We start from the raw sequence: 25,276 nt of genomic DNA, 5'->3' as shown, positions 1-25,276 counted from the left end.
CAATCTTCCGAATGGCACGAGGTGTCCAATTTTGAACCGCCGCCATCTGGGAGCATGATTGCCCTGAAGCCTCCCATCCAGCTGTGAGCCCATGCGGATTGCGCGGACTACTCCCTACCCCCGACTGGTATCGAAACTCCGCTGGCGATCCCCGTAGTGCTTGGTAGCGACTTTGCAGAGATAGCTAGCCCGGTAGAACAGTTCGGGTAGTTCATCGACTTTATCGCGACGGATTTCTCGATTGATAAAGTACTCATAGTTATCTGGCCTGTGAACCAACCCCCTGACTTGGTTAGCTGATAATCCAAGTGCACGAGCCCAAGACTCTTCAATCCGTCTGAACATATTGACCCTTTCCGACCCGATGCGGCCTAATGTGTAGTAGGCATCTCGGTTCAAAAGGATCAACAGGTGATAATGATGCCGACCTTTCTGACCGATCTCTCTCGACCAAACATACCGTACTTTGCAACCACGCGAGTACCCACGCTCAGCCACTCGCTCCTGGTGGTACTGGATCTTCTTCGTAAACGATTCAAAGAACCGGCTGATGACTTGGTTCGTATAAACGTAGTCGGGTAGCTCGACGCCCAGAGGTAGACGGAGATCCACTCTGAAGGCCAAGACCCTCGGGTACTCAGCCAATGCCAGGTCAATGGTACGCTTTAGATAAGACAGGTGCTCACGGATGTAAGGACCTTTGTCTTCTTGAAGTTTGAATCCTGCGAATGTCTCTCCGTAATACAAATGAAGATTGGCATTATCGGGATGACGTAGTGGGTAGTTCCGGGTAGTAGCGGTATCGTTGAGCATGGTTATGACCTCTAGTTGATTGAGTCTCATAACACATATGCAACCAGTAATTATTTATCACACCCTCTAGCTATAAGATCCAAGCCTAACTCCAGATAAAGTTAATAACTAACAGTAAAAGCATAATACTCCCGCCGCAAAATAAATACGCAAAAAGCCAAGCAAGCACGAAGAGCGTTATAAATTTAGCAAAGCAATTACAGGGCCTTTAACAACCAATACAATTTCGGAATTAAATTATCCTAATTATCAAAAAAGTACGCTGATGCATGTGACCAGATTCACCAAATGGCTATCGGATGGTGATCGCCCCCAGCCGTGCAACGGCTGGCGATCAACCTTGAGCTATGAGCTGTAACCCCGAAAGTGCTACATCGATGAATAGCCCTTGCGTGATCTAGCCTCCAACGAATACTGTATATTTGCACAGCATTCAGTGAAGTCATTATGAGCCAAGCCCAGATCATCGGGAAAATTCAGCCCTGCAGCTCTTCAGTCCCATTTTTTGACACTCGCGTACCGGCCGGGTTTCCAAGCCCTGCGCTTGACCACATGGAGCACAAGCTTTCGCTCGATGTACTGCTGGGTCTGCAAGCTCCACACACCTACGTGGTCGCCGTGAGCGGTGACAGCATGACAGGGGCAGGCATCTTCGACGGCGACCATCTAATCGTCAGCCGTGCCATCCCTGCAAAACCGGGGCATGTGGTGGTTGCCTGCCTCAACGGCGATGTCCTGGTAAAGCGCCTGGCACAGGAACTGGGGCAGTTCATCCTGCGCTCAGAGAATCCGGCCTACTCTCCGCGCTATATCCTGGAAAACGATGAGCTGACGCTCTGGGGCGTCGTCACGCATAGCCTGCGGAATCACCTCACACATGGCTGAGTCGGTTTACGCGCTTGTTGACTGCAACAGCTTCTACGCCAGTTGCGAGCGAGTGTTTCGCCCTGATCTTGCGCGCACCCCCATCGTGGTGTTGAGCAACAACGATCTGAAGGGTGCCAACTGTTAGCTAATCCATTACAGTCCGCCCCCCCCTGATCGAGGTTTGTCCCGGCTCTTGATGGGAGATCACTAATAGGGGCTTGAAGGCTGTGGAATGAGGTTAGTGCTCGCGACAAAAGACCTGACGGTAGCCGGTCGATCCTTCAAAGGTTTCCCGCTCTTGGTTGGTTCAGATGGCTGGCCTGTGGAACCGGCTCAATCATTCCTATGGCACATCCTAGTCGAGTCAGGTGAGGCACTCAGTGTTCTGACGTGGGAGGCCTATGGTCGCCGTCTGTTCGACTACTTCGCCTTCCTGGAGGCTAATGGCCTGGCCTGGAATGAGGAGAGTCAGGCAGATGGCCTGAGCGTCCTGTCGCGATATAGAGACTGGTCGAGCGGTGAGCTGGAGCTAGATCCCAGCACACTGAATAAGCGACTGAACCTAATTGTGAGGTTCTACCAATGGGCCAAGCAGCGTGATCTGATCGCAGTTCTACCCTTTGGCGAGCGAAGGGTCAGAGCGACTCCGCACTCTGGCTTTCTCAGTCACGTAGCGCGTCCTAACGCCGCGAGTACCAAACCCTCAGTGATGGTGCGAGAGCGTAAGCGATGAACGAGCCCCCTGAAAGACAGGACACCGTTTCCCCCTTACGATAAGGGATAGGCAAACGGTTATGTTTATGACTAACAGCAACGACAAGAGCGGTGAGCTATTGGGTCAGGAGCGGCGGCGCCGCTGGAGCCCAGAGCAAAAGCTGGCGATGGTTCGCGAGAGCCTTGAGCCAGGACACAGCGTTTCGGTGGTGGCCCGGCGCAACGGCGTCAATGCCAATCAACTATTTCACTGGCGCAAGCTTTACCAGGACGGAAGTTTGTCGGCGGTCAGCGCCGGTGAAGCCGGCGATTTTCAAGGTAGTTGTCGCGTGAGCGTGTCACGCTGCCTTTGATGTTTGCTGCAGTACCGCTTCCCGCTCCGGGTTCAGGCACACGATTGGTGCCAGCACCCAGTTCCTGATGTTGCCGCTCCAGCGCTCCGGGTGCCGTGCACGCGCCGCCTCGTACAGCTCGATACGCTTGCGCAGCAACTCTTCCGCCTGGCCAGTATGTCGCTGCGCCGGGGTCACGAACTTCAGGGCGCTGTGGCGATGTTCATGGTTGTACCAGGCCACGAAGCTGTTCACCCAGTTCCTGGCCTGCTCCAGCGTGTCGAAGGGCCGCTCCGGCCACAGCGGGCAGTACTTCGCCGTGCGGAACAAGGCCTCGGCATAGGCGTTGTCATTGCTCACCCGCGGGCGGCTGAACGAGGGCATCACACCCAGGTTCTGCATGGCCGCCAGCATGGTCGAGCCCTTCATCGCGCTGCCGTTGTCCGAGTGCAGTACCAGCGGCTGGCCTGCTCGCTGTTCACGTAAGCAGGCCTGGCGTAGCAGCTGGGCGGCCTGCTCGGCGCTTTCACTTTCATGCACCTCGTTGGCCACCAGCTTCCGGCTGTAGACGTCCTTGATCATGTACCAGTAGAAGTAACGGCCCTTGACCGTGGTCGGCAGCCAGGTGATGTCCCAGCACCACAGCTGGTTCGGGCCGTCGGCCACATGGGTCGTCAGCGCTCGTTTCACCGGTGGGCGGCTACGGCCGCGCGGATGCTGCTGTTCGGCGTCCTTCAGCAACCGGTAAAAGGTCGACTCCGAGGCCAGCCAGGTGCCCTGATCGGCCAGCCGCGCCACGATCTGCTGCGGCGGCAGGCTGGCAAACTCGGGCTGGTTGGCGACCTCCAGCACGCGGCGGCGCTCTTGCGGGGTCAGCTTGTTGGCCGGCTCAGCTCGCTGTGCCGAAGGACGCCGATCCTCCGGGCAGTGCTGCCAGCGCTGCAGGCTGCGCAGCGACAGGCCCAGTTCGGCGCAGGCCTGCGCCCGCCGCGCTCCCGCCGCCACGGCGTCCTCGATCAACTGCAGCGTTTCACGGCGATCCGGGGCGCTGATCATTCGTCCTCGTCCTTCCCCCAGAGCGCCTCGGCTTTTTTTCGCAACACCAGCAGAGCCGCGGTTTCTGCCAGCGCCGCATCCTTGCGCCGCAGTTCACGCTCCAGCTGCTTGATGCGCTTCTTCGCGGCCTTTTCCTCTTCGCGTTCGCGCCGGGTCTTGCTCGGCTGAGCCAGGCTGTTGGCCTGCTCGCAGGCTTCGCGCCAGGCGTTGATCTGCTCGACATACAGGCCTTTGCGCCGGCAGTACTCCGCCAGCTCAGCCGCATTGAGGCTGGCGCTTTCCAGCACCACCCGAAACTTGTCCTGGCTCGACCACTGGTCGGCCTGCTGTCCATCTCCCGGCACCACTGCTCCCGCTGCTCTGGCCTGTTTGCGCCAAGCATACAGGGTGGCATCAGTAATGCCTGTCGCTTCCACCAGCTCCGGCACCGTCCGGTTCAAGGGCGGCATCATCTGCCGCACCACCCACTCCCGATGCTCTATCGAATAACGCGCCACACGGCTCTCACTTCCGCCCACCGACCAAGACTCATCGAATCAACTCACACGACAACTATCCTGACGCGGCGGGTGTAGCCGAAGTGCTGGAGTTGGAGCGCGCTGAACTGATGCCTGTGCCAGCGCCATTCGACGGTTACGTCGAGCGGCCTGCGCGGGTCTCCAGCACCTGCCTGGTCAGCGTCGGGCGCAACCGCTACTCGGTGCCATGTGAGTACGCGGGTAAGTGGGTCAGCAGCCGTTTGTATCCGACGCGAATCGAGGTGGTGGCCGATGATGCGCTGATTGCCAGCCATGTCCGCTTGCTGGATCGCGACCAGGTCAGCTATGACTGGCAGCACTACCTCCCGCTGATCGAACGCAAGCCCGGTGCGCTGCGCAACGGAGCGCCCTTTGCTGATCTGCCAGCACCGCTGCGTCAGCTTAAGCACGGTCTGGGGCGTCATGCCGGCGGTGACCGGATCATGGCGCAAGTCCTGGCTGCCGTACCGGTCGCCGGACTCGATGCCGTGCTGGTAGCCGTTGAGCTGGTACTGGAGAGCGGCAGCCTGAGCGCCGAACACATCCTCAATGTCGTGGCACGGCTGACAGCATCCGAACCACCACCCAGCGTCGAAACCCACTTGTCGCTCAAGGAAGCCCCCGTCGCTAACACGGCGCGCTACGACCGCCTGCGTGGCCAGGCCGAGGAGGTCGGTCATGCGTGATTTGATGGCGGAACTCAAGGAGCTGCGCCTGCACGGCATGGCCACGGCCTGGGCGGAGTTAACTGCACAGGGTGAGTCGAACACAGCCTCGTCCAAGTGGCTGCTCGAACACCTGCTGGAACAAGAGCACACAGATCGCGCCATGCGCTCGGTGAGCCACCAGATGAACATGGCCAAGCTGCCGATGCACCGCGATCTGGCCGGCTTCGACTTCAGCGCCTCCAGCGCCGACGCTCGCTTGATCAGCGAGCTGGCCAATCTGAGCTTTACCGACACCGCGCAGAACGTGGTGCTGATCGGCGGCCCAGGCACCGGCAAAACCCACCTGGCCACCGCACTGGCCGTGTCCGGCATCACCCGGCATGGCAAGCGCGTGCGCTTCTACTCCACGGTCGATCTGGTCAATCTTCTGGAGCGCGAAAAACACGACGGCAAAGCCGGGCGGATCGCCCAGGCACTGCTACGCATGGATCTGGTCATCCTCGACGAGCTGGGGTATCTGCCCTTCAGTCAGGCCGGTGGCGCGCTGTTATTTCACCTGCTGTCCAAGCTGTACGAGCACACCAGCGTGGTGATCACCACCAACCTGAGCTTTGCCGAATGGTCGAGCGTGTTCGGCGACGCCAAGATGACCACAGCCTTGCTGGATCGGCTTACGCACCACTGCCACATCGTCGAAACCGGTAACGAGTCCTATCGCCTGCAACACAGCAGCTTGGCGGCCCAGGCCAAGATCAAATCACGGGAGCGAAAGCGTAAGGGCGGCCAGGAACCGGAGGACGATGAGCCGTTCTGATTTCATGGTGACGATGGCCTGCTGCATGGCTGCATGTGGCAGGTCTTCAACAGCTGAACTGGGCTAACGAAGGAGTGGGTTCAAAAGCAGCTGCGCTGGTAGACTTATCCACAGTTGCTGGTAACAAAATCAGCAATCCGCTCTGGGTCAAATTTCAATCGGCAGGGTGGGTCAATTTTCCATCAGCGCCAACAGGCTGCCGTTTGTTGCTTCTCGTTGAGTGGAATTTCGACAGGCGCTTCTGCAGCAACTACTGGCACAGGGGGGAGCAAAAGCGCATCAAGCATCTGCTGTGCGACGACCTCGAAGGGTGCACCCAACCGGTTTGCAATCTCCGAGCAGGTCTGGCCTTGAGTGACGTGCAAGTCAAAGACTCTCGACCGTGGCAGCAGCAACTCTCTCGCGAAGAGGTCCATCTGGACTTCTCGGCGCTGCCGTCGGCTGTAATCGACCACGCGCTCCATGCCAACTGGCGCGACCTCAGAGGTTCGCGCTGGATCGATTTGAAATGCTGACTCCTCCTCTTCCTCACCGTCGCCTAGCACGGCGTGCCCGATTTCATGCGCGACGAGAAAGGCTTGCTCGAATGGTGTTCCTAAGTCCTCATGAACAATCAGCGGCAAGGCGGCATCAAACGTTGCGCGCGCCCCGTCCAGGATTGAAGCGCCAGGGAGGCACCTTTCAACCGTGATGCCCAGCGTCTCCGCTATGTCTTCGGCGAACTGATAAGGAGACCATGGATCGCTGCCGTGTTCGACTGCTTCATAATGCAAGCGCTTCGCGTGCTGTCGAGCGAGTTCTAGTTGGTCCATGGTCAGTCATCGCCGTGGAGCAGCCGTGAAATGCGCTCCTCATCCATCCCCGCCTCTCTTAAAAGGCGTTCAAACGGGACTTTTTCGGCCGGGGCTGGCTTGTCATCCGACTTGTTTGCACGAAGCGCTGATGCCTGCGCAGGCAAGAGGAGAAACGACTGAACAACAGAGACTGATGTTTGTAGCGCGTTAGCTAAGCGCTCGAGGAACCGGCTTGGCAACGTCGCAACATCTATTCGTCGCTCGCGAATGGCGACGCCGACCTGCATGGGTAATCCGAGAGCTTTGGCTGCTAAAGCGAAGGTCCTTGGCGAGGCGGCCTGCAGGATTTCCACCGTGACTACGGACTCGCGGAGCCGGCCCATTTTAGCGCTCACGGCGGCGAGCTCTTGGGCGCTGAGCGGAAGGTCCTCGTCGACTTGCCGGGAAAGCTCTCTGGCGAGATCGACAAGGTCGGCAGCGAACTGGGGATAGTCGGCAAGATACTTTTTGAGGACCTCGGACCCTGGCTCGAAATCCATCGCGAAAGCGTTCATGACGTCTTCGCTAGAAATTGGCGAACGCTTAGTCATCACAGTCCCCCCTTGCGTTCAAGACGCAGTCGCAGAGTCGCAAAGGCCTTGTCGCGGTGCGTACGGATGGTTTTCTCGCTCTTGCCCAGTGCTTTGCTTATGGTCACGACAGAGGGGTCTTGCGAGTCGATGGGAATCTCTTGGCGCCACATTTCGACGATTCTTCTTTGGAGTTCAGGCAGACTATCAATCTCTTCGTCGAGCCGTAGCCGGTAAAATTTTTCGTCGAGCTCGCGGGGGTCAAAAGGGTCGTAGCCACCAATTGCCTCGTCCAGGGCGTTGTAAGCACCATCCTCATCCGTGCCCAGCTCTTCACTCTGGCTATCACGCTTCCAATGGCGATCACTGGCATCCTTCCGGTCTTTGGCGATGGCCGAGTTAAAGTTTATCTCGTAGTAATCCAAGCGGTCGTCATAGGACGCTCGATCGCTGAGCAGCAGGTCAACGAAATGGTCGACGACATCATCTCGGATGTTTGTCTTGGTAAGTGAGGCTGTGGCCTCGCCTGCATTCTCGGCGCGAGGCAGGAGAAGGTAAACGCGCTGGAGTAGAAGCTCAGTTAGCCTTTCGCGATGCATTCCGGCTCCCACGTTCCGGACAAAGTGCACCAACACTTCCGGTGAGACAAAGCCGGGGGAGGTGCGGGAGCAAATGGACGCTCTGCGCTCAAGTTCGGAGGGGCTAACGGCCGTCAAATCATGAATTTCGGCTTCGACGGCCGGACGCCGCTGATACAAGGTTCCATCAAGTTTGATCTTGCGAAGGGGACGCGCCACGGCTACTCCTTTGTCTGCTAAAGCCTTCCGTGAGGTACTCCGCAAAATGTAACACCAGAGCACTGCTTGATGCTGCAGCCAGCCACTGCATAAACAGGTTTTTGGTTGGGTGGCGATGACCGATGCTGCTATGCGGCTGGTGGGCGACGAGCTAGTACTCGCGCAGCCGCAGAGGCGCGGGATGTGAACAGGCCGTGTGGCACGGTTTAGGCACAGAATTGGCACAGCCCGAAAACCAACCTCAAAAGGTCTGTTTGGGCAGTACTCATTGCCTGCTGCGAACGTCGCCAGAATTAGCTTCGGCGCTAGGATTGGTTGGTGCGGAGTGATGGATCGGGCTTCTGTAAAAAAGCCCAATAAATCAAATAGATATGGCGCACCAGGCGGGATTCGAACCCACGACCCCCGCCTTCGGAGGGCGGTACTCTATCCAGCTGAGCTACTGGTGCGTAATTGTTGCGGCGGCCTATTTGACCACTAGCTGTCACCCTTCTCAACTCGAGGAGTATTGCCTTCGGAGGGCAGTACTCTATCCAGCTGAGCTACTGGTGCGTTGCGGGGCGCATGATACGCATGCGAGCGCGCAACGTCCATGCCGAGCACGACCGGTCACCGGTCGCCGGGCAGGCGAAAAAGAAGGCAAATGGCCATATAAAGGTGGCTCGCTCAATGCCTTGCCTGCACAATGAAACGATTTTCTGCCGAGATAAGCCCTGTTTATGCCTCAACCCTATCAAGCCTTAGAGCGCTGCATCCTTGGCGCGCTGTTGTCATTGCTTGTCTGGCTACCCTTGCCCCTGGGCAGCAACCGCGACTGGTCGATGGCCTTCTTCTGCTTCGTCACCGCGTTGCTGGCCGCCTCCTGGGCGCTGCTTCAGCTCAAGCGCCAGCGCCCGCTGGGCTCGTCGTTCCGACATGCGCTGCTGCCGCTCGGCCTGCTGGCGCTGGTTCAGCTGTGGGTAGCCATCCAGTGGCTGGGCGGCCTGAGCCGCGACGCCGGCGCGTCGGCCCAGTATTTCCTCCTGGGCTGCACCTACTGCCTGCTCTATCTGCTGGTGATCGGCGTTTTCCGCACTCGCAAGCGCCTGACCCTGCTGATCGGTGTGCTAGTGATCAGCGGAACCTTCCAGGCCTTCTTCGGCTCGGCGATGACGCTATCCGGCGTGGAGCGCCTGCTTTTCGGGCCGAAGGACTATCACATCGGTCATGCCACCGGCACCTTCGTCAATCGCAATCACCTAGCGGGCTATCTGGAGATGACCCTGGCCATCGGCATCGGCCTGCTGCTGGCGCTGCGCCAGGGCGGGCAGTTCCACTGGGTCAGCGTGCTGGAAACCCTGATGGGTCCCAAGGCCCGTCTGCGCCTGGCGCTGGTGATCATGGTCATCGGCCTGGTCATGAGCCATTCGCGCATGGGCAACACCGCATTCTTCGGCAGCCTGATGCTGGTCGGAGCGCTGTTTCTGCTGCTGCACAAGGAAAACCGCCTGCGTAACGGGCTGATCTTCGCCAGCCTGGTGCTGGTCGATGTGCTGGTGGTGAGCCAGTATTTCGGGCTCGACGAGCTCAAGGACCGTTTGGTGAACACGAGGCTCAACGATGTCGTCGAACAAGGGGAAGTGGTTCAGAAAGCCAACGAACTACGCGGCGATGTCTATGCGCTGGCGCTGCCGCTGGCCCAGGACCGGCCGATCATCGGGCAGGGCGCGGGAAGCTTCGAGTCGGTCTTCCCGCCTTACGCCACGGGGCTCCCCCTGCATTTCGACCATGCCCACAACGACTACCTGCAATTCTTCATCGAGTACGGCGTGATCGGCTGCATACCCTTGGCGCTGTTCGTGCTGATTTCACTGTATTACGCGTTGAAAGCCATGCGCCACAAGGATTCCCTGTACCGCAACGGCATCGGCTTCGGTGCCGGGATGGGCATTCTTGCGCTGCTCATCCATTCGACCACCGACTTCAACCTGCAGATACCATCGAATGCAGCGACCTTCGTGGTCCTCTGCGCGATAGCGGTGCTGGCCAACCATCATCTGGTAGACCGGCGCCAGAAGCAACGTCCGGCCTGAGGGGTCTGGGAGACCTCTGACGACGCGACCACCCCTCAGGACTGGCGCTTCAGCACTTGTCCGCCGTCATGTGGCTTTGCACCGAAGCTGTTCCGCGCCACGTAGTAGAAGAACAGCGGAATGCCTACGGCATAGCGACGGAACAGGCGGCGTGGTTCCATCAGCAGGCGATACAGCCACTCGAGGCCAAACTTCCTGAAGAACTCCGGCGCGCGCTCGAAACGCTCGGCGGAGAAATCCACGATGGCACCGCCGCAGACGAACAGCGCCGGCATGTCCAGCTCGTTCTTGAGGCGCACGGCCACTGCTTCCTGCTTCGGCATGCCCATCGCCAGCACGATGATCGGCATCGCTCCTTCCCGATAGGCGGTCTTAAAGAACTCCACGTACTCGTCGATAGTTTTGAAACCATCGATGGCATGGAACGGCCGGCCTCTGAAAAGCTTGTCCGCTCCTTTGCTGAGCCAGGGTTCCTGAGTACCCATGGCGAAATACTGGCAATCAACGGTGTCATCGTTGATGAAGAAGTCCAGAAGCTTCGGAATGAAATCGGTTCCGTTCAGGTTGGCCTTTGGCTCAACACCATTAACCTTGCAGGCCAGTTTGATGCCAATACCATCTCGCAGGAGGTAGTCGACTTTAAGAAAGCTTTTACGGGCAGACAGGTTCTGCTGCGTAATGTTGTATCCATGTTGATTGAGGAATCCCAGAATACTCGGCCGTTTAACCATGCGCAGATTCCTGAGGAAATCTTCAGTTTCATTTTCCTCAAGCAACATCAATCGCCGGACGAGTAAATCTTCTTTCCTAACAATCGGATTTTTCATGAAGAATTATCTCTGGATTTCTCGGTTATGGAATTGAAGCCGGATTGCACCGTTCATTTACGCTTCTACCTCGATTATTGTTAATTCAATTAATAAAAGCGTGAACCAGTTAACCCATTTGTTGCGCTAAAAAATTATCATGGATTTTATAACTAATTCCAGGGAGCTCACCCATCCACCCATTTAGGAAACCACCCATGAACGCCACGACTCACACGTTTCACACGCTTAAAAGAGTTCTTCCTCTGGCAGCGCTCCTGATCGGCTCGACCGTCCAGGCTCAAGAGAAGCTCCCCCTCGTTTCGATCAACATCGCTGGCGCCGAATTCTCGTCCGGCGCGATCCCCGGAAAAAACGGCACCAACTACTTCTTCCCGGACAAAACCTATTTCGCCAAGTGGAAAGAGCGCGGCATCACCCTGGTCCGCTTCCCACTCAAGTGGGAACGCCTGCAGCCCAAGCTGTACGGCCCGCTGGACCCCGCGTACACCAAGCTCCTCGACGACATGCTCGCCCAGGCCAACGTGTACGGCGTGAAGGTGATCCTCGATATCCACAACTACGCCCGTTATAACAACGAAGTCATCGGCTCCGCCAAGGTTACCTTTTCCGACTTCCGCAAGCTCGGCGAACTGATCGGTAACCGCTACAAGAACAACCCTGCTGTTTATGGCTACGACATCATGAACGAGCCCTACGGCGATGCCGACAAGTACTGGCCGCAAGCGGCGCAGGCCGGCATCAATGGCATCCGGGTCTATGACAAGAAAAAACCGCTTTTTGTCGAAGGCCGTTCCTACTCCGGCGCCTACACCTGGCCTTGGTACAACGACCCGATGGCGGCACTCACCGACCCGAAGGCCAACAACATCATCTACTCGGCGCATGCCTACATCGACGACAACGGCAGCGGCCAGTACAAGACCGCACCGGCCAACTTCGACCCGATGATCGGCGTCAAACGCATCGAGCCCTTCGTCGCCTGGCTGAAGAAGCACGGCAAGAAAGGCCACATCGGGGAATTCGGCATCCCGAACGATGACCCCCGCTACCTGCAAGCCATGGACAACACCCTGGCCTACCTGCAGAAGAACTGCATCACCATGACCTACTGGGCTGCCGGCCCTTCGTGGGGAACCTACAAGCTGTCCGTCGAGCCGACCAAGACCGGCCAGGATAAGGCGCAGTGGGCGATCCTGAAGAAGTACATCAACGGCGGCAACTGCACCAAACCCGGTCCCAACTGACCGGCCTCACCACCCGAGCGCAGCGGACGCGCTCGGGCAGGTGATTTCTCGCAAGACACATCCCCGCAACACCGGAGCCCAAGCGGCTCAGCCCGCCACCAGGGTTTCCACCACCACCGGCGCCACCCGGCCGTACTTGTCGGAGAAACGCACGATGTCGTCCTCTCCCAGATACGCACCCGATTGCACCTCGATGAGCTCCAGAGGAATCACTCCTGGGTTTTCCAGCGCGTGCACCTGGCCGATCGGAATATAGGTCGACTGGTTCTCGGTGACCATGTAGGTCTCCTCGCCATTGGTCACCTTGGCGGTGCCGCTGACGACGATCCAGTGTTCCGCGCGGTGGTGGTGCATCTGCACCGACAGCTTCGCGCCCGGCTTCACGGTGATGTGCTTGACCTGGTAGCGCGGGCCCTGGTCGATGGAGTCGTACACGCCCCACGGACGGTAGACTTCGCGATGGTTCTGGAACTCGCTGCGCTTCTCGCGCTGCAGCTGTTCGACGATGCGCTTGACGTGCTGCGCCTCGTCCTTGTGCGCCACCAGCACCGCATCCTTGGTTTCGACGATCACCAGATCCTCGACGCCGACGGTAGCCACCAGGCGGTTGTCCGCATGCACGTAGGTGTTGCTGCTGCCGTGGTTGAGCACGTCGCCGCGGAACACGTTGCCTTCGCCATTCTTGCTGCTCACATCCCACAGCGCGGACCAGGAACCGATGTCGCTCCAGCCGGCGTCGAGCGGAACCATCACGGCGTCACGGGTTTTTTCCATGACGGCGTAGTCGATGGAGTCTTCCGGGCAGGCGGTGAACGCCTCGCGACCGACGCGTGTGAAGAGCATGTCCTGCTCGCTGCTGGCCATGGCTTCACGGCAGGCTTCGAGGATGTCCGGACGGAATTCCTGCAACTCGGCGATGTAGCGGCTGGCACGGAACAGGAACATGCCGCTGTTCCAGAAATGATTGCCGCTGGCGAGATAGCGCCCGGCGGTTTCCAGATCGGGCTTCTCGACGAAGCGGCTGACCACGTAGGCGCCCTCGCCTTCGGCTTCGCCACGTTCCAGATAGCCGTAACCGGTTTCCGGGTGCGTCGGCAGGATGCCGAACGTCACCAGCTTGCCGGCTTCGGCAAGCGGCACCGCCTTGCGGATGCCGTCATGGAAGGCTAGGGTGTCCTGGATCAGGTGATCCGCCGCGAGGATCAGCAACAGCGGATCCTGGGCTTCGCTGAGCGCCTGCAGGGCGACCAGCGCAACGGCCGGCGCGGTATTGCGACCGACCGGTTCGAGCACGATGCCTGCGTTGTCCATGCCCAGCTGGCGCAGCTGTTCGGCCGCGAGGAAACGGTGTTCCTCGTTGCAGATCAGCCGTGGCAGTTGCATGTCCAGGCCTTCCAGGCGCTTGATGGTCGCTTGCAGCATCGACAGCGAGCCCTCACCGAGGTTGAGGAACTGCTTCGGATTGAGTTGACGCGAAAGCGGCCACAGGCGCGAACCGCTACCACCGGACATGATCACTGGAATCATTGCTGAGCCCTCCCCATAAAAATCGATTGTCTGTTCTTGAACTGCCTGACGATGATCGGAAACACCTTGTAAGCGTCCACCACGTAGCGTTTTACAAGCCGTTTGGGCTCCATGCAGATGCGGTGCAGCCACTCCAGCGAGAGGTGCTGCATCCATTCCGGGGCACGCTGGATCTTCCCGGACAGGAAATTCAGCGAAGCACCGACGCACAGGCCGACCCCCACCGCCTGCTCGCTCTCGTAGACCTTGAGCGCGAGGGCTTCCTGACGCGGGCAGCCGACCGAGAAGAAGATCAGCCGTGCCGGATGCTGGACGACGAACGACACGCAGCGTTCGACTTCTACCGGATTGTCGATGAAGCCCATGGGCGGGTTGTGGTGGTTGAAGACGATGTTCGGATACATCTGCCGCAGCGTGGCGACCACGTCGTCCTCGCAGCCGATCACCGTGATGGTCCAGCCTTCACGGTTGGCCACTTCCACCAGCGACTCGGTCAGCGTGCTGCCGGGAATAGCCTCGGCGACATTGGCCTTAAGACGGTTGAGCACCGGCAGCAGTATCTTGCTGTCGCAGATGCGCAGGCTGGCATGGCTGTAGGCGCGGCGCAGTTCCTTGTTGTGCTCCAGCTGAACGATATGGTTCACGTTGGGAGTGACGATATAGCTGTAGTCGTTCTGGCTCGCGTCGGTGAGTTCCTTGACCAGGCTGGCCTTGTTACCACGATAAAATTCAATGTCGAATACTTTCATATTACCTCCTTGCAAAAACTGATCTTTCTACGCACGCCCGAAGGCTATCGACACGGTTTCAACCACAACCCGTGCGAACGGCAGTCCTCTTATCGGCCGAGTGCCGCCCTCACCAACTTGGTGTGGGTATGTACGTAGTGCAGAAGGTAAAGAACAGAGGCTTTGGCGGAAGACAACTTCATGTAATTACGCCGTATCTGCATATCTTCCTTGAGCGCATCGAAACGGCGCTGCTGGGAGATGCCGGTAGTGTCGAAAACGCACAGGGGCGTCTTCAGTTGCAGCACGACCTTGGACAGGTCCAGTCCGTGAAGGAATTCCACGATCATGCAGTAGTCCGCAGACAGCTTGTAGTTCTCGCGGAAGCGGACCGTACGCAGGTGTTCGTTCTCGAAGTACATCGCCTGGTGACTAGACGGCATGCCCATCATCAACCGGTCGATCTTCTTCGCCGAGGCGGCGCGCAGCACGCCCGCGGCGTTCTGCAGGTAATAATCGCCATACACGTACTTCGGCGGATGTTCGGCCTCGGAGACGGCCTTGGCCACCTTTTCGAGTACCGACTCGTCATAGAAGGTATCGCCGCTATTGAGGAACAGGGTGTAACCCGGGGTTTCGCTGGCTTTCACCAGGCCCTTGTTCATCGCGTCGTAGATGCCCTTGTCGCGCTCAGAAGTGATTTCGGCGTGATCGTCCTTGAGTTCCTTCAGCCATTCGACGCTGCCATCGTTGGAAGCGCCATCGATTACGATCCAGCGGAAGTTCCTGTAGGTCTGCGCCGCGACACTTTCATAGGTCTTGGTCAGGCCAGCGAGGTTATTCCAGTTAATGGTAACGATGCTGAAACTTGTCATAACTGATCCGCTCGTTCTGCGTGGTAGACGGTGCCGGTGCCTTAGCTCTTACTCTAGAGAAATACAAGAAACAGGCTGCTGAAATGCCTAGGAGATCTCCCCCATACATAATTGAGTTGGACAGAAACATATTGATCAAACCAAATACGAAAGGCAGTTTCATGGCGCTCAATAGATCGCCCTTGTTTTTGCAGTCCCTCATGATGCTCAGGAAACCGCCATAGAAGATCAGGGCGATGACCGGAGTTAGGAACCCGAAGCGGTAATACACGCCGACGATGCCCACGTCCGACAGGTAGAACCAGGGGTTGTAAAGGGTCGAGAAGCCGCCATTCCACTGCAGGGACAGCGCGCCCATTCCGATGTACCAGTTCTTCGCCACTTCCTGAAGAATGATCCCGGTGGTGATGTTCCGCACGCCGGGGCCGGTGGTCGCCTCGTTGAGCAAGGCGTCGAAGCGCTCGAACTGGGTGGCGTAGAAGTCCGGAATCATGAAGTAGGACACCACCAGGATGATCGAGGCGACGGCGCCCAGCTTCAGCAGCGAACCGATACGGTCGCGGAAAATCCACAGCCCGGCCAGCGCCCAGACCACCATCGTCGAGCGGGTCTGCAGGACCAGCCACAGGTAGGCGGTGAAGAGCAACAGCAGCATCACCCGCGCCAGGGTGATCTGGCGGCGCAGGCTGTACATGATCATGAACGCGCAGATGCTCACATAGCCGGAGCCGATCCGGTAGCGATTGGGACGCAGCATGCTGTCTTCGCTACCCAGCTCCTTGGCGTCCACCTCGAAGGCGAACCCGCTGTTTTGCGGGATGATCTTGAAGTAATAGAGGAAGCCTACGGCCACGCAGAACAGACCCGAGACGAGAAAGAACCGCTCGAGCTGCGGCTCCGTGGGCTTAGCCTTGTACAGCAGGAACAACGTCGGGAAGAAGATCAGGAAGTAGAAACTGCGGCGTTCCTCCAGCAGGCCGTAGACGATCGGCTGGCCGAAGTTGAGCTTGGCCAGGATCGACGACATCACTGGCAGGCAGATGCCGATAAAGACCACCCATAGGCAGGCCTTGGATTGATAGAGGCGCTTCCAGGTGACCAGCAGAAGTGCCGATGCCGCCAATATCGCCAGCAGAAACAGTTCACGCAGGTAGGGTATGCCAGCCTTCTTGTCGTCCGTGAGGAAGAAGCAGGCCGAGTTCGCCAGCACAAGCACGAACAACAGGTTCTGGTAAGAAAGAAGCTTCCTCAATGTACGAACTTCCCTTTGAGTGTTCCAGTTGATCGCTTGAAGTAAGGGGTGGATCCGCCACCGCCATCGTCTTCACCGGCGAACGCATCAAACCAGTGCGCGCAAATAGGCCCGCGTGTTTTCGTGTACCTGCTCGCTGTCGCGCATTTCGCTCGGCGACCACCAGCGGTAGTGCCCGTGCTGCTCGCGCGGCGGATCGAGCGCCAGGCCGGCCGGCAAATCCAGCAAATAGCCGGCCACTACGTAATGCGTATTCGGCGAGGATGAATCCGTACCAAACACGCTGTCTTCGTAGAAGTGTTCGTAGATATCCAGCAACCGCGCCTGGGAACGCTCGAACGGGATGCCCAGCTCGCCCAGGGTGAGGCGACGGAAGGCGGCGTCGAGCGTTTCGTTCTTCTGGATGCGTCCCCCCGGGACGAACCAGAAACCTTGCGCCGGTCGGTTGAGACGTTCACCCAGGAGAATGGTTCCCTCGCCGCTGCGAACGACGAGGTCCAGGGAGATGAGCGGTGTCGCTCCGACTACCCGTCGGAAGTCCTCGGCATCGAGAAACATCCGCTCAACCCCTGACGTCGTCCAGGTGCTCGACGAACCAGCGGTAGGCATCCTGCAACCCTTCTTCCAGGCCGATCTTCGACTTCCAGCCCAGGGCTTCGAGACGCGAAACGTCCATCAGCTTGCGCGGCGTGCCGTCCGGCTTGGTCGCATCGAACGCCAGGCGACCTCGGAACTCGGTGACCTTGGCCAGGGTTTCCGCCAGCTCGCGGATGGTGCAGTCCTGGCCGGTGCCGACGTTGATGTGCGAGAGCATCGGCTGGGTGTTGGCCTGGTAGGTGGCCTCGTCAAGATTCATCACGTGGACGCTGGCCGCAGCCATGTCGTCGACGTGGAGGAACTCGCGCATCGGCGTACCGCTGCCCCAGATCACCACTTCCTCGTCGCCGCGCAGGGTGGCTTCGTGGAAACGGCGCAGCAGCGCCGGGATCACGTGGCTGTTTTCCGGGTGGTAGTTGTCGTGCGGGCCGTACAGGTTGGTCGGCATCACGCTGCGGTAGTCACGGCCGTACTGGCGGTTGTAGCTCTCGCAGAGCTTGATCCCGGCGATCTTGGCGATCGCATAGGGCTCGTTGGTCGCCTCCAGAATGCCGGTCAGCAGCGCCTCTTCCTTCATCGGCTGCTCGGCATGCTTGGGATAGATGCACGAGGAACCGAGGAACAGCAGCTTCTGCACGCCGTTGGAGTGGGCGGCGTGGATGATGTTCGCCTCGATCATCAGGTTCTGGTAGATGAACTCGGCCGGGTAGGTGTTGTTGGCGTGGATACCGCCGACCTTGGCCGAAGCCAGGTACACCTGATCGATGTTCTCCGCGGCGAAGAACGCCTGCACGGCGGCCTGGTCGACCAGGTCCAGCTCGTCACGACCGCGGGTGACGATTTCCACGTCACCCTGCTGACGCAGGAGCCGGACGATCGCCGAGCCGACCATGCCACGATGGCCGGCGACGAAGATGCGTTGAGGCTGCTGCATGCTCAGTTCTCCACGGAGACCGGAACGTCATGGCCGTGCCGCTTCAGCAGGGCGTGGCGCTGGGCGACCTTGAGGTCTTCGCGGACCATCTCGGCGCACATTTCCTGAACGGTGATTTCCGGGGTCCAGCCGAGCTTCTGCTTGGCCTTGGTCGGATCGCCGAGCAGGGTTTCCACTTCGGCGGGACGGAAATAGCGCGGGTCGACGCGCACGATGGTGTCGCCGACCTTCAGCGCCGGCGCCAGATCGCCCTCGATGCGCTCGACGATGGCCTGCTCGTCCACGCCCTCGCCTTCGAAGCGCAGGGTGATGCCCAGCTCGGCGGCGGACCAGCGGATGAACTCGCGTACCGAGTACTGCACGCCGGTGGCGATGACGAAGTCATCCGGGGTTTCCTGCTGCAGCATCATCCACTGCATGCGCACGTAGTCCTTGGCGTGGCCCCAGTCGCGCAGCGAATCCATGTTGCCCATGAACAGGCAGGACTCCAGGCCCTGGGCGATGTTCGCCAGGCCGCGGGTGATCTTGCGGGTCACGAAGGTCTCGCCACGGCGTGGCGACTCGTGGTTGAAGAGGATGCCGTTGCAGGCATACATGCCATAGGCCTCGCGGTAGTTCACCGTGATCCAGTAGGCGTACAGCTTGGCCACCGCATAGGGCGAGCGCGGGTAGAAGGGCGTGGTTTCCTTCTGCGGGATTTCCTGCACCAGGCCGTACAGCTCGGAGGTCGAGGCCTGGTAGAAACGGGTTTTCTTTTCCAGGCCGAGCAGGCGGATCGCCTCGAGGATGCGCAGGGTGCCCATGCCATCGACGTCGGCGGTGTATTCGGGGGCTTCGAAGCTCACCGCCACGTGGGATTGCGCGCCGAGGTTGTAGACCTCGTCAGGCTGCACTTCCTGGATGATGCGGGTGAGGTTGGACGAGTCGTTGAGGTCGCCGTAGTGGAGGACGAAGTTTTTGTTCTCGACGTGCGGGTCCTGATAGATGTGATCGACCCGCTGCGTATTGAACAGCGAAGCGCGGCGCTTGATGCCGTGTACTTCATAGCCCTTCTCCAGAAGGAACTCGGCCAGGTAGGAACCATCCTGTCCGGTGATACCGGTTACCAACGCGCGTTTTTTTTCCATTTTTCGAAGCCTCATGCATCCAAGTCGATAGGTAAAAGGGGTAACTCGCCACGCGGACGGATCAACCGGTCCGCGCTTTCTTGATCAGCATCGTCAACCGTTCGATAACGCCGAACAGGATCACGCGGATCGATGGGAACTTGTAGAAGAAGCGGTAGGTGTCGTACTCCGCTTTGGGGTCGGAGCGGGTGCCAGCCGTCAGCCTTGCCGTTTCGATGAGGGCGATGCCCTCGCCTTCGAGGTCATAAAGGATGCTCAGTTCCATCGGCTTCATCGACAGACTGAAATTATGCAGGCCTGCCTGCTTCGACCGGGTCAGCTGCAGGCCGTTGGTGACGGTCTTGCAGCCGTACAGGTTGACGCTGAAATCGTAGGCGGCGAGCTTGCCGTTCAGCCGCTTGATTCTGGACGGCGACAGCTCGCAGTAGGCGTCGTACACCGCCAGGCTGTCCTCCTGGCGGGCGAAGCGGTAATCGGTGGCCTTGAGCTGGATCGGCACCTGGAAGCGCGACGAGGCGACGTAGAAGTGCTCGCCCGGATCGCCGAAGTTGGTGCTCAGCGAGCGGTACGGGTAGACGAAGTACAGGTCGCGGGAAATGATGTAGGCGTTGTACAGCTTGAGCCACGACGACTCGGGCCAGGCGCGGATGTCGGCCGGGATGCCGGCGACATCGGAGATGTCGGTGCCGTGCGCGTTCAGCCAGGTACGGAAACCCTGCCAGTGCTTGCGCGACCATGCCTGCCCCCAGGACGCCGCCAGTTGCATGAAGTAGACGTCCGAGCCGCCGTCGTCGATCGGCGTGAACGGCAGCGCGGCGGTCTGGTTCTGCTGGTTGCCGTACAGGCTGATACCGGCCACCTGCGGCGCGTCGGCATAGAAATCCAGCGCCTTGCGAGCGTACTCGTAGAAGTGCGGAGACACGAACAGGTCGTCCTCCAGCACGATGATCTCGCCGTACTCCTCGGTCAGGTCGCCGCAACTGAGGATGTGCTGGCGCAGCCCCATGCGGGTCTCGCGCGCCATGATGCGTTTCTCGCCGAACGGCCAGTCGAAGGCCTCGGCGACTTTCAGCGGTTCCGGATTACCCGAATTGTCCAGGCTGATGACAAGGCGGACGCCCTCGGACGGGTAGTGCGCCTTGCTCAGGGAGGTCAGCAGCCGGGCCAGGCTTTTCGGCCGGTTATAGCCGACAGCAACGATGGTGGGTGCACTCTGGGTCATTGGCGGAGCCTGTCTCTTTCGTAAGGAATACTGCTCAGTGGGCCGCCGTCGAGGACGGCCGATGGTTGTTCGCGGCGATCAGGACGGAAACGATGAGCGCCACGTAGATCAATACGCTGGCGCCGGCGAAGGCCATCACGGTGATCAACGCGTCTTTCATCACCCAGGCGCCGAAGAAGAGCGCGCCGAGGCGCAGGGCGGTGCTGAGCATTTCGAAGATCAGGAAGCGTCCCTGCAGCTGCAATGCGGGAATCGCCACCGTGCAGGGCCGGGTGATCAGCACCACGTATTCGGACAGGGCCAGCCAGCGCGCGAACTCGCCCGCGGTATGCCATTGCTCACCGAAGACCAGGGCGAACAGCCAGGGCCCGGCGAGGAACACGAAACCGAAGGGCAGCAGCCCCACCAGCGCCAGCCCGGCGGTGGCCTTGGCCAGCATCGAGGTGATCGGCTCGTGACGCTGGATCGCCTGGCTGATCCGCGGGTAGTACACGTCGGCGACCGACTTGCCGATCAGGTTGGTGGGCATGCTCAGCGCCTGCTTGCAGACGGTGAAGAAGCCCGCCGCCGCCGGCCCGAAGACCGACGCCAGCACCAGCGTGGGCAGGTTCTGCGAAACCGTGTTGATCAGCATCTGCGGGAAACGGAACAGCGGGAAATCGCTGTAGCGACGCGCCAGCTCGCCGCTGCTCATCGGCGGTTCGAGATCGACCACCGCGTCGGCCCTGTCGCGGGTGCGGCGAATGCCGATGGCCAGCATCACCGCCTGCAGCGCCGGCCCCAGCGCCGTGGTGATCACCAGCACCGCCGGTATCGCCATCAGGAAACCGCCCAGCGTCCGGATGCTGTTGTGCAGCAGGGAATGCGCGATGGCGATGCTGGCGGTGAGGCTGAAGCGCTGCTGGCGAATCAGCCACTGCTGAACGACTTCCAGCGCCGCGCCGAAGAACATCACCACCGGCAGCAGCATCAGGTACGGCGAGATTTCCTCGAGCCCCATCAGGTGCACGATCGGCGTACCGAACAACCCGAGCACCAGCGCCATCAGCGACGCCAGCACCACGGCGATCATCAGCGAGAGCTTGACCAGCCCGCGGGCATCGGCGTCGCGCTTGGGCAACACGATGGCGACCGGGTAGGTCAGCGCAGCGATCGGGATGATCATCAGCGTGAGGCTCATGAACGCGCCGAGGATGCCATAGGCTTCCGGGCCGTACAGGCGGGTGATCACCGGCATGAAGGCCATGGTCATGGCCTGCGCGCCGGCGGTTCCCGAAACCACCGTGATGATGTTGCGCAACAGCTTGCTGCGCATGCTCTGGCGCAGGAAGCCGCGCAGTTTGCCGCGCGGCTTTCCAGCGCCCCCGGTGGGGTCGACGCCGGTCATCAGCAGCTCGTTCTCAAGCGGCATTGATGGCCTTGCGCCCCATGCCGTAGTAGTCGAAGCCTTCGCGTTGCAGCTGGACCGGATCGTACTGGTTGCGTCCGTCGAGGATCAGCGGGCTCTTCAGCAGCTTCTTCAGGGCACGGAAATCCGGGTGGCGGAACGGCTTCCACTCGGTAACCAGCACCAGCGCGTCGGCATCGATGGCCGCTTCGTATTGGCCGTCGACGATTTCCAGATCGCCGTTGCTGAAATGCTCCGCCGGGAACTCCGCGCGGGCGGTCTCATGGGCGATCGGGTCGAACGCCTTCACCCTGGCGCCGGCGGCGATCAGGCTGTTGATCAGCACCACGCTGGGCGCTTCGCGCATGTCGTCGGTGCCCGGCTTGAACGACAGGCCCCAGACCGCGAAGGTGCGCCCGGCCAGGTCGCCGGAATAGTGGGTGACGATCTTGTTGAACAGCGACTGCTTCTGCAGGTCGTTGCGCGCTTCCACTGCCTGCAGCAGCTTGGGCTCGAAGTCGTTCTGGTGGGCGATGCTGATCAGCGCCTTGACGTCCTTCGGGAAGCACGAGCCGCCGTAGCCGCAGCCGGCGTAGATGAAGTGATAGCCGATGCGCTGGTCCGAGCCGATGCCCAGGCGCACGTTCTCCACGTCCACGTCCAGGCGCTCGCAGAGGCTGGCGACTTCGTTCATGAAGGAGATCTTCGTCGCCAGCATGGCGTTCGCGGCGTACTTGGTCATTTCCGCATCGCGGATGCCCATGTACATGATCCGCGGGTGGTTACGCACGAAGGGCGCGTAGAGCTCGCCCATGACGCGCTTGGCGTGCTCGCTGCTGCTGCCAATGATGATCCGGTCGGGGTGCATGAAGTCGTCCACCGCCGCACCTTCCTTGAGGAACTCGGGGTTGGACACCACTTCGAAATCGATCTCCACGCTGCGCTGCTGCAGCTGCTCGGCGACCGCCGCGCGAACCTTGTCGCCGGTGCCGACCGGCACGGTGGACTTGTTCACCACGATGGCCGGGCGCGCCAGGTTGGCACCGATCTGCTTGGCCACTTCCAGTACGTAACGCAGGTCAGCGGAACCATCCTCGCCAGGTGGGGTGCCGACGGCGATGAAGAACACGTCGGAACTTTTCATCGCCTCGACCAGCGAGGTGGTGAACAGCAGTCGACCGGATTCGAAGTTGCTGGTGACGACGTTCTCCAGGCCCGGCTCGTAGATCGGCAGGATGCCTTTCTTGAGGTTCTCGATCTTCTTCGGATCGACGTCGACACAGACGACGGTGTTACCCATTTCGGCGATGCAGGCGCCGGTGACGAGGCCTACATAGCCGGTTCCGATGACGGTGATGTTCATGGAGAGGTCCCTGATTTAGACAAGATGTAGTCGTGGCAGGCGCCGGCTGAGCGGCGCCGCGAAGCGACGAGGCGGCCTTTGGGACCGCCGCGGCTCAGTAGATGTTCCGCGAGAACAGCGTGAAGGGCGTCTTGATCAGGATCTTGATGTCCAGCCAGAGCGACCAGTGATTGATGTAAGCGAGGTCTTTCTCGACCCGCTGCTGCATTTTCTCGACGGTCTCGGTTTCGCCGCGATGGCCGGTAACCTGCGCCAGACCGGTGATGCCCGGCTTGATTCGGTGGCGCGCCATGTAGGCCATGATCTTGTCGCTGTAGTACTGGTTATGGGTGACCGCGTGGGGCCGCGGACCGACCAGCGCCATCTCGCCGCGCAGCACGTTGAACAGCTGCGGCAGTTCGTCGATGGAGGTGCGCCGCAGGAAGGCGCCGACACGGGTGACGCGAGGATCGTCACGCGAGGCCTGGCGCACCACCTTGTCGTCCTGGTGGACGAACATGGAGCGAAATTTCCACACCTTGATCACTTCGCCGTTCCAGCCGTGCCGCGGCTGCAGGAAGAACACCGGGCCGGGGGAGGACAGTTTCACCGCGATCGCCGCGGCGATCAGCACCGGGCTGAGCAGCACGATGGCCATCAGCGCCAGGCTGCGATCGAGCAGCTCCTTGCTGAACACGGCCGCCGGGTGCGAACTGAGCGGGCTTTCGTTGAGGTAGATCGCCGGCAGCTGCTCGATCTGCGAGATCGACTGGTTGAGCAGCATCATGCTGCCGAAGTCAGGCACCCAGACCACATCCACGCTCATGTCGAGCAGGTCGATGTAGAGGCTTTCGATCTGCGCGATCTTGTCCAGGTTCAGGGCAATGTAGACCCGACGCACGCCATTTCGATCGATGATGTTGCGCAGCTCGGAGAGACCGGAAAGCACCGGGAACTGACCTTCCTGATGCGGCTCGGCTTCGGCTTCCGGCGCGATCAGGCCGATCAGCGGAACGCGGTTAGAGACGCTCAGGCGCTCGGCCAGGGTCAGCGCCAGCGGGCAGGTGCCGATGATCACCGAGGTGCGTTCGTTGCGCAGTTTGCGCGAGTGCAGCGAGGCCAGGTAGCGCAACGGAATGAAGCTCAGCGACTGCACGGCCAGACCGAGCACGCCCCACAGCAGCACCAGCTCGCGGGAGAACATCTCGGTGCTGCCACTGACGAAGGCGATGAACATCAGCCCGCTGAGCAGGGTGAACCAGCCCGCCGCGAGACGGCCGAGGCCGGAACGGTAGCTGTCACGCTTGTGGTAGACGCGCCACAGCGTGTACGCCGGCACCGAGCCGAGGACCGTGAGGATCATCAGCACGCGGTACTCCGTCGGAATCTGGTCGTAACGCTGGTCGACCATGACATAGAGCACCAGGTTGGCCAGGGTAATGCCGCATAGCCATTGACCCCAGAAGGTAAGACCACGCCGGTTCACGGCTGGGTTGGTACGTTCAGCGATCATGATGATCCCTCTTTTTTACATATTTGCCGCTTTGCTCGGATGTCCTCGCTCAAGCTCCAGCAGAGCGGGACGTTCAGCCCTGCGCGTTGCGCAAGGCCATATAAATTCTGTGCTTCGGGGTAGCTGTAGCCGACGGTGCGCGCGGCGGCCTTGAGCGTCAGCACGCGCTGTTCGGTGGTCAGCGATGGCCAGCCTTCGAAGCCGATGCGGGCCAGGTCGCGGTCCATCTCGATGCGATTGGCGCCCAGGGCACTGGAGCGCGACAGTGCATCGGCGAACTCGTCATCGAATGCCTGCTGGCTGAGCTTGGTGCTGGTCAGGCGCAGCCAGGTCCACGGCCAGCCCGGACGAACCGCCAGCGACGCGCGGTAGGTCTCCAGTGCCGCCTGGCGCGAAGCCTGGGCCTCGGCCGCACCGTAGGGCGCGTCGGCGTTTTCCCAGCTGAGCACCCGGCCGAGCCGGTCGAGGTACTCGCCGTTGGGCGCCGGAAAGCGCTCGATGGCGTGCTCTGCTGCCTGGCGTCCCGCCGCCAGGGTTTCGGCGTCGGGCATGCCCTTGGCTTCCCAACTCTGCAGGAAGCGTTCGGCGCGATAGCTGTCGATGCCGGCCCGCATCATCGTCCAGGACAGACCGATCACCAGCGCGGCGAGCGGCAGCATGCCGATGCAGATGGCACGGTACAGC

22 protein-coding genes, 1 tRNA gene and 4 pseudogenes are annotated in these 25,276 nt (G+C 60.2%); 8 read left to right on the top strand and 19 right to left on the bottom strand.

Annotated elements, in window-relative coordinates; genetic code table 11:
- Positions 1-114: 114 nt before the first annotated feature.
- Complete coding sequence (locus B2X67_RS19330; protein WP_124086556.1) at positions 115-813, bottom strand: inovirus Gp2 family protein; 699 nt, start codon at positions 811-813, stop codon at positions 115-117.
- Between the two features lie 447 nt (positions 814-1,260).
- Here B2X67_RS19330 and B2X67_RS19325 point away from each other — a divergent pair, with 447 nt between their 5' ends.
- The 4 genes and pseudogenes from B2X67_RS19325 to B2X67_RS19310 form a co-directional block, all read left to right on the top strand.
- Entirely contained in the window at positions 1,261-1,698 is a 438-nt protein-coding gene (locus B2X67_RS19325; protein WP_124086558.1) for a LexA family protein, read from the top strand.
- Positions 1,691-1,804 (top strand): annotated as a pseudogene (locus B2X67_RS19320) (hypothetical protein); the annotation flags it as partial. The gene B2X67_RS19325 and the pseudogene B2X67_RS19320, both read left to right, overlap by 8 nt.
- A 108-nt stretch (positions 1,805-1,912) precedes the next feature.
- A pseudogene (locus tag B2X67_RS19315) lies at positions 1,913-2,410 on the top strand (site-specific integrase); the annotation flags it as partial.
- 70 nt (positions 2,411-2,480) lie between these two features.
- Positions 2,481-2,696 (top strand): annotated as a pseudogene (locus B2X67_RS19310) (transposase); the annotation flags it as partial.
- A gap of 36 nt (positions 2,697-2,732) precedes the next feature.
- On the opposite strand, the gene B2X67_RS19305 reads toward B2X67_RS19310, so the two are convergent.
- Positions 2,733-4,279 (bottom strand): IS3 family transposase gene (locus tag B2X67_RS19305; protein WP_226024095.1). Its coding sequence is split into 2 segments (ribosomal slippage): positions 2,733-3,793 and positions 3,793-4,279, totalling 1,548 coding nucleotides; the frame shifts between segments, so codons are not numbered across the junction.
- Between the two features lie 74 nt (positions 4,280-4,353).
- On the opposite strand from B2X67_RS19305, the pseudogene istA reads away from it, so the two are divergent.
- A pseudogene (gene istA, locus B2X67_RS19300) lies at positions 4,354-4,986 on the top strand (IS21-like element ISPst3 family transposase); the annotation flags it as partial.
- A complete protein-coding gene (gene istB, locus B2X67_RS19295) occupies positions 4,979-5,782 on the top strand; it encodes an IS21-like element ISPst3 family helper ATPase IstB (protein ID WP_003459721.1) in 804 nt (267 codons plus the stop codon). The pseudogene istA and the gene istB, both read left to right, overlap by 8 nt.
- A 182-nt stretch (positions 5,783-5,964) precedes the next feature.
- Here istB and B2X67_RS19290 read toward each other — a convergent pair whose 3' ends face one another.
- From B2X67_RS19290 to B2X67_RS19275, 4 genes are all read right to left on the bottom strand, one after another.
- Positions 5,965-6,594: an ImmA/IrrE family metallo-endopeptidase gene (locus B2X67_RS19290; protein ID WP_239655519.1), complete on the bottom strand. Its 630-nt coding sequence runs from the start codon at positions 6,592-6,594 to the stop codon at positions 5,965-5,967.
- 2 nt (positions 6,595-6,596) lie between these two features.
- Entirely contained in the window at positions 6,597-7,166 is a 570-nt protein-coding gene (locus B2X67_RS19285; RefSeq protein ID WP_150548064.1) for a hypothetical protein, read from the bottom strand.
- Complete coding sequence (locus tag B2X67_RS19280) at positions 7,166-7,942, bottom strand: RNA polymerase sigma factor (protein WP_034021837.1); 777 nt, start codon at positions 7,940-7,942, stop codon at positions 7,166-7,168. The genes B2X67_RS19285 and B2X67_RS19280 overlap by 1 nt, the downstream gene beginning before the upstream one ends.
- Positions 7,943-8,314: 372 nt before the next feature.
- Positions 8,315-8,391, bottom strand: a tRNA-Arg gene (locus tag B2X67_RS19275).
- 270 nt (positions 8,392-8,661) lie between these two features.
- Here B2X67_RS19275 and B2X67_RS19270 point away from each other — a divergent pair.
- A complete protein-coding gene (locus B2X67_RS19270; protein ID WP_090224633.1) occupies positions 8,662-10,014 on the top strand; it encodes an O-antigen ligase family protein in 1,353 nt (450 codons plus the stop codon).
- 35 nt (positions 10,015-10,049) lie between these two features.
- On the opposite strand, the gene B2X67_RS19265 is transcribed toward B2X67_RS19270, so the two are convergent.
- Entirely contained in the window at positions 10,050-10,841 is a 792-nt protein-coding gene (locus B2X67_RS19265; RefSeq protein WP_090224635.1) for a WecB/TagA/CpsF family glycosyltransferase, read from the bottom strand.
- A 197-nt stretch (positions 10,842-11,038) separates the two neighbouring features.
- Here B2X67_RS19265 and B2X67_RS19260 point away from each other — a divergent pair, with 197 nt between their 5' ends.
- Positions 11,039-12,088 carry a glycoside hydrolase family 5 protein gene (locus B2X67_RS19260; protein WP_282344750.1) on the top strand — a complete coding sequence of 350 codons (1,050 nt, stop codon included), beginning with the start codon at positions 11,039-11,041 and terminating at the stop codon, positions 12,086-12,088.
- Between the two features lie 87 nt (positions 12,089-12,175).
- On the opposite strand, the gene B2X67_RS19255 is transcribed toward B2X67_RS19260, so the two are convergent.
- From B2X67_RS19255 to B2X67_RS19200, 12 genes are all read right to left on the bottom strand, one after another.
- On the bottom strand, positions 12,176-13,615 hold the full coding sequence (locus tag B2X67_RS19255) for a mannose-1-phosphate guanylyltransferase/mannose-6-phosphate isomerase (RefSeq protein ID WP_286786501.1): 1,440 nt from the start codon (positions 13,613-13,615) through the stop codon (positions 12,176-12,178).
- Positions 13,612-14,364, bottom strand: a complete 753-nt coding sequence (locus B2X67_RS19250; RefSeq protein ID WP_286786500.1) for a WecB/TagA/CpsF family glycosyltransferase — start codon at positions 14,362-14,364, stop codon at positions 13,612-13,614. Before B2X67_RS19250 ends, B2X67_RS19255 begins: the two co-directional genes overlap by 4 nt.
- 89 nt (positions 14,365-14,453) lie before the next feature.
- A complete protein-coding gene (locus tag B2X67_RS19245; RefSeq protein WP_090224641.1) occupies positions 14,454-15,218 on the bottom strand; it encodes a glycosyltransferase family 2 protein in 765 nt (254 codons plus the stop codon).
- Complete coding sequence (locus B2X67_RS19240; protein WP_282343743.1) at positions 15,190-16,470, bottom strand: hypothetical protein; 1,281 nt, start codon at positions 16,468-16,470, stop codon at positions 15,190-15,192. Before B2X67_RS19240 ends, B2X67_RS19245 begins: the two co-directional genes overlap by 29 nt.
- An 87-nt stretch (positions 16,471-16,557) precedes the next feature.
- Positions 16,558-17,028, bottom strand: coding sequence for a GDP-mannose mannosyl hydrolase (locus B2X67_RS19235; protein WP_282343746.1), 471 nt, complete (start codon positions 17,026-17,028; stop codon positions 16,558-16,560).
- 4 nt (positions 17,029-17,032) lie between these two features.
- Complete coding sequence (fcl, locus tag B2X67_RS19230; RefSeq protein ID WP_286786499.1) at positions 17,033-18,001, bottom strand: GDP-L-fucose synthase; 969 nt, start codon at positions 17,999-18,001, stop codon at positions 17,033-17,035.
- A gap of 2 nt (positions 18,002-18,003) precedes the next feature.
- Entirely contained in the window at positions 18,004-19,128 is a 1,125-nt protein-coding gene (gmd, locus tag B2X67_RS19225) for a GDP-mannose 4,6-dehydratase (RefSeq protein WP_090224646.1), read from the bottom strand.
- Positions 19,129-19,189: 61 nt separating this feature from the next.
- Entirely contained in the window at positions 19,190-20,350 is a 1,161-nt protein-coding gene (locus B2X67_RS19220; protein WP_286786498.1) for a hypothetical protein, read from the bottom strand.
- A 34-nt stretch (positions 20,351-20,384) separates the two neighbouring features.
- Complete coding sequence (locus B2X67_RS19215; RefSeq protein WP_286786497.1) at positions 20,385-21,761, bottom strand: lipopolysaccharide biosynthesis protein; 1,377 nt, start codon at positions 21,759-21,761, stop codon at positions 20,385-20,387.
- Positions 21,751-23,100 (bottom strand): UDP-glucose dehydrogenase family protein, encoded by a 1,350-nt coding sequence (locus tag B2X67_RS19210; protein WP_286786496.1) that lies wholly within the window; start codon positions 23,098-23,100, stop codon positions 21,751-21,753. The genes B2X67_RS19215 and B2X67_RS19210 overlap by 11 nt, the downstream gene beginning before the upstream one ends.
- 94 nt (positions 23,101-23,194) lie before the next feature.
- The gene (locus B2X67_RS19205) at positions 23,195-24,592 is read right to left on the bottom strand and encodes an undecaprenyl-phosphate glucose phosphotransferase (RefSeq protein ID WP_090224651.1); all 1,398 of its coding nucleotides are present in this window, start codon (positions 24,590-24,592) and stop codon (positions 23,195-23,197) included.
- Positions 24,589-25,251, bottom strand: a complete 663-nt coding sequence (locus B2X67_RS19200; protein WP_286786495.1) for a hypothetical protein — start codon at positions 25,249-25,251, stop codon at positions 24,589-24,591. Before B2X67_RS19200 ends, B2X67_RS19205 begins: the two co-directional genes overlap by 4 nt.
- Positions 25,252-25,276: the final 25 nt, after the last annotated feature.

The organism is Pseudomonas sp. UBA3153 (assembly GCF_002364635.1).
Classification (GTDB): Bacteria; Pseudomonadota; Gammaproteobacteria; order Pseudomonadales; family Pseudomonadaceae; genus Pseudomonas_O; species Pseudomonas_O kuykendallii.
This window is presented reverse-complemented; position numbering and strand designations above follow the sequence as displayed.